Source organism: Streptomyces recifensis, assembly GCF_002154615.1.
In the GTDB taxonomy this organism is placed as follows: domain Bacteria; phylum Actinomycetota; class Actinomycetes; order Streptomycetales; family Streptomycetaceae; genus Streptomyces; species Streptomyces griseoluteus.
On record NZ_MUNH01000177.1, the window covers coordinates 1 to 4467 of the forward strand.

The 4467-nt window shown below is 69.0% G+C and carries 3 protein-coding genes and 1 pseudogene; 1 reads left to right on the forward strand and 3 read right to left on the reverse strand.

Annotated features, from left to right (window positions below):
* Both CCN33_RS11195 and lepA read right to left on the reverse strand, forming a co-directional pair.
* Window positions 1–1394 (reverse strand): AMP-dependent synthetase/ligase (locus tag CCN33_RS11195; protein ID WP_086693490.1); only part of this gene is annotated, 1394 nt, incomplete at its 3' end.
* Between the two features lie 293 nt (window positions 1395–1687).
* A complete protein-coding gene (gene lepA, locus CCN33_RS11200; RefSeq protein WP_086693491.1) occupies window positions 1688–3565 on the reverse strand; it encodes a translation elongation factor 4 in 1878 nt (625 codons plus the stop codon).
* Between the two features lie 228 nt (window positions 3566–3793).
* On the opposite strand from lepA, the gene rpsT reads away from it, so the two are divergent.
* Window positions 3794–4060 carry a 30S ribosomal protein S20 gene (rpsT, locus tag CCN33_RS11205; protein ID WP_030814907.1) on the forward strand — a complete coding sequence of 89 codons (267 nt, stop codon included), beginning with the start codon at window positions 3794–3796 and terminating at the stop codon, window positions 4058–4060.
* A gap of 182 nt (window positions 4061–4242) precedes the next feature.
* On the opposite strand, the pseudogene CCN33_RS11210 reads toward rpsT, so the two are convergent.
* A pseudogene (locus tag CCN33_RS11210) lies at window positions 4243–4467 on the reverse strand (DNA polymerase III subunit delta); the annotation flags it as partial.

Sequence of the window (4467 nt, forward strand, 5' to 3'; positions counted from 1 at the left end):
CCGGTGTGGAACCAGCCGTCGGACTCCAGCACCTCGGCGGTCTTCTCGGGCTGCTGGTGGTAGCCCTCCATGACGCCGGGGCCGCGCAGCAGGATCTCGCCGTCGTCCGCGATGCGCACCTCGCAGCCGGGCAGCGGCTTGCCGACCGTGCCGGTGCGGTACGCCTCGCCGGGGTTCACGAAGGAGGCGGCGGAGGTCTCGGTGAGGCCGTACCCCTCCAGGATGTGGATGCCGGCGCCGGCGAAGAAGTAGCCGATCTCGGGGGCGAGGGCGGAGGCGCCGGAGACGCAGGCGCGCAGTCTGCCGCCGAACGCCTCACGCAGCTTGCCGTAGACCAGGGCGTCGGCGGCCTTGTGCTTGGCGGCCAGCGCGAAGGGCACGGAGGCGGTGCCGGTGCGGCGGAAGCTGTCCTGCGACGCCTTGGCGTACTCGCGGGCGACCTCGGCGGCCCACTGGAAGATCTTGTACTTGGCCGCGCCGCCCTCACGGGCCTTGGCGGCGACGCCGTTGTAGACCTTCTCGAAGATGCGCGGCACGGCGGCCATGTAGGTCGGCCGGACCACGGGCAGGTTCTCGATGATCTTGTCCACCCGGCCGTCGACCGCGGTGACGTGGCCGACCTCGATCTGGCCGGAGGTGAGCACCTTGCCGAAGACGTGGGCGAGCGGCAGCCAGAGGTACTGCACGTCGTCCGCGGAGACCAGGTCGGTCGAGCCGATGGCCCGCGCCATGTAGGCCCAGTTGTCGTGCGGCAGCCGCACGCCCTTGGGGCGCCCGGTGGTGCCGGAGGTGTAGATGAGGGTGGCGAGCTGCTCGCGGGTGATCGCGCCGACCCGCTCCTTGATCAGCTCGGGGTGCTGCTCCAGGTAGGCGGTGCCGCGCTTCTCCAGCTCGGCCAGGGTGATCACCCAGTCGCCCGTCTCGGCGCCCGCCGGATCGATGACGACGACCTTGGTCAGCGCGGGCAGCTCGGCCCGCCGCTCCACCGCCTTGGCGACCTGCGCGGCGTCCTCCGCGATCAGCACCCGGCTCTCGGAGTCGGACAGGATGAACGACGACTCGTCGGCGTTGGTCTGCGGATACACGGTGGTGGTGGCACCGCCCGCGCACATGATGCCGAGGTCGGCCAGAATCCACTCGACGCGGGTCGAGGAGGCGAGCGCCACCCGCTGCTCGGACTCGATCCCCAGCTCGATCAGGCCGGCCGCGATCGCGTACACCCGCTCCGCCGCCTGGCCCCAGGTCAGCGACCGCCACTCGTCGGGGCCCTGTCCGGAGGCCGCCGGTACCGGGTACCGGTACGCCTCGGCGTCCGGTGTGGCCGCCACGCGCTCCAGGAAGAGGGCCGCCACGGACGGCGGACGGTTCTCGATCAGGGTCTGTGTGTCGCTCACGACATCCTCCGGGGCCCGCGACGGTGCGGCTGACTCGGTGCGGCTGGGTGGACTCACGCTGGTTCGAAGCTGTGGATCGAAGCTGTTGTTTAACCCGCGAGTAACTAGCGAGCAGGGATCAGGGTAAGGGGCGACCGGCCACCGCGTAAGAGGCCACGGCCTGTCACTTCGCACCGGAACCCCATCGAGATCCGCCCCCGGACCGCCCCCCGTACGAGCGGGGGCCCGCCGTACGTGTGTACGGCGGGCCCCACTTTGCCCGTTTCGCTCCGACAACTCGGTGCGATCGCGGGCTACTTCTTGCCCTTGCCCGAGCTTCCGGCGCCGTCGTCGCTGGAGAGCACCGCGATGAACGCCTCCTGGGGAACCTCCACGGAACCCACCATCTTCATCCGCTTCTTGCCCTCCTTCTGCTTCTCCAGCAGCTTCCGCTTACGCGAGATGTCACCGCCGTAGCACTTGGCGAGGACGTCCTTGCGGATGGCGCGGATGGTCTCGCGGGCGATGACCCGCGAACCGATCGCGGCCTGGATCGGCACCTCGAACGCCTGCCGCGGGATCAGCTCGCGCAGCTTGGCGACGAGCCGGACCCCGTAGGCGTACGCCTGGTCCTTGTGGGTGACCGCCGAGAAGGCGTCCACCTTGTCGCCGTGCAGCAGGATGTCGACCTTGACCAGGGAGCTGCTCTGCTCGCCCGTGGGCTCGTAGTCCAGGGAGGCGTAGCCACGGGTCTTGGACTTGAGCTGGTCGAAGAAGTCGAACACGATCTCCGCGAGCGGCAGCGTGTAGCGGATCTCGACCCGGTCCTCGGAGAGGTAGTCCATGCCGAGCAGGGTGCCGCGCCGGGTCTGGCACAGCTCCATGATCGAACCGATGAACTCGGAGGGCGCGAGGATCGTGGCGCGCACGACCGGCTCGTACACGTCCCCGATCTTGCCCTCGGGGAACTCGCTCGGGTTGGTCACCGTGTGCTCGGTGCCGTCCTCCATGACCACGCGGTAGACCACGTTGGGCGCGGTGGCGATGAGGTCGAGGCCGAACTCGCGCTCCAGCCGCTCCCGGATCACGTCCAGGTGCAGCAGACCGAGGAAGCCGACGCGGAAACCGAAGCCGAGGGCGGCGGAGGTCTCCGGCTCGTAGACCAGGGCGGCGTCGTTGAGCTGGAGCTTGTCCAGCGCCTCGCGCAGCTCGGGGTAGTCGGAGCCGTCCAGCGGATACAGGCCCGAGAAGACCATCGGCTTCGGGTCCTTGTAGCCGCCGAGCGCCTCGGTGGCGCCCTTGGCCTGGCTGGTGACGGTGTCACCGACCTTGGACTGGCGGACGTCCTTCACACCGGTGATCAGGTAGCCCACCTCACCGACGCCGAGACCGTCGGCCGGGAGCATCTCCGGCGAGCTGACGCCGATCTCCAGCAGCTCGTGGGTGGCGCCGGTGGACATCATCCGGATGCGCTCGCGCTTGTTGAGCTGGCCGTCGATGACACGGACGTACGTCACGACACCGCGGTAGGAGTCGTAGACCGAGTCGAAGATCATCGCGCGGGCGGGGGCGTCCGGGTTACCGACCGGGGCCGGGATCTCCTTGACGACCTTGTTCAGCAGCGCGTCGACGCCGAGACCGGTCTTCGCGGAGACCTTCAGCACGTCGTCGGGGTCGCAGCCGACCAGGTTCGCCAGCTCCTCGGCGAACTTCTCCGGCTGCGCGGCCGGCAGGTCGATCTTGTTCAGCACCGGGATGATCTTGAGGTCGTTCTCCATCGCCAGGTACAGGTTGGCGAGGGTCTGCGCCTCGATGCCCTGGGCGGCGTCGACGAGGAGGACGGTCCCCTCGCAGGCGGCCAGCGACCGCGAGACCTCATAGGTGAAGTCGACGTGGCCCGGCGTGTCGATCATGTTGAGGATGTGCGTCGTGCCCTGGTCGGGGCCCTCGGTCGGGGCCCAGGGCAGACGCACCGCCTGGGACTTGATCGTGATGCCGCGCTCGCGCTCGATGTCCATCCGGTCGAGGTACTGAGCACGCATCTGCCGCTGCTCGACCACACCGGTCAGCTGGAGCATCCGGTCGGCGAGCGTGGACTTGCCGTGGTCGATGTGCGCGATGATGCAGAAGTTGCGGATCAGAGCCGGGGCGGTACGGCTCGGCTCGGGCACATTGTTAGGGGTCGCGGGCACGCAGGGTCCTGTCTCTTGAGGCGCCTTATGCCTCGGGTCGGATCGATACGTAGCTTCCATGGTCCCACGGGGAACGACCGGGGAGCGTTTTGGGCCGCCGTCGGGGCCGCTGGTACTGTAGAGCGCTGTGCCTCATGCCCTCTCAGCGCGAGGCGCGACAACAAATTTCTGGATCACCGGTACGGGACCTCTCGTGGGCCCGTGCCTGAACCTGTAAAGGCTCCTTTCGTGGCGAACATCAAGTCCCAGATCAAGCGGATCAAGACCAACGAGAAGGCTCGGCTGCGCAACAAGGCCGTCAAGTCCTCCCTGAAGACCGCGATCCGCAAGGCCCGCGAGGCCGCTGCCGCGGGTGACGTCGAGAAGGCCACCGAGTACCAGCGCGCTGCCGCGCGTCAGCTCGACAAGGCCGTCTCGAAGGGCGTCATCCACAAGAACCAGGCCGCCAACAAGAAGTCGGCGCTCTCGGCCAAGGTCGCGGACCTCAAGGGCTGAACCTCTTTCTGATCTGACCGCCGGAGGGACCCACGAGCGGGCCCTCTCTAACCGCTCCCGTCCGGCATCCCGAAGCCACACGCGGCCTGCGTTCGCCACGCGGGTGTGGCTTCAGCATCTTGGTCCGAAGGCCCCGGTGCCCTCCCCTTCCAGGGAGGCGCCGGGGCCTTCGGCATGTTCCGCTACGCCCGCCCTCGGGAGCGGGCCGCCCTGGCGATGGTCACGACCGCCTTCTCCAGCGCGTACTCGGGGTCGTCACTGCCGCCCTTCACGCCGGCGTCGGCCTCCGCGACCGCGCGCAGCGCCACGGACACCCCGTCCGGCGTCCAGCCCCGCATCTGCTGGCGGACCCGGTCGATCTTCCACGGCGGCATCCCCAGCTCACGGGCGAGGTCGGCCGGCCGACC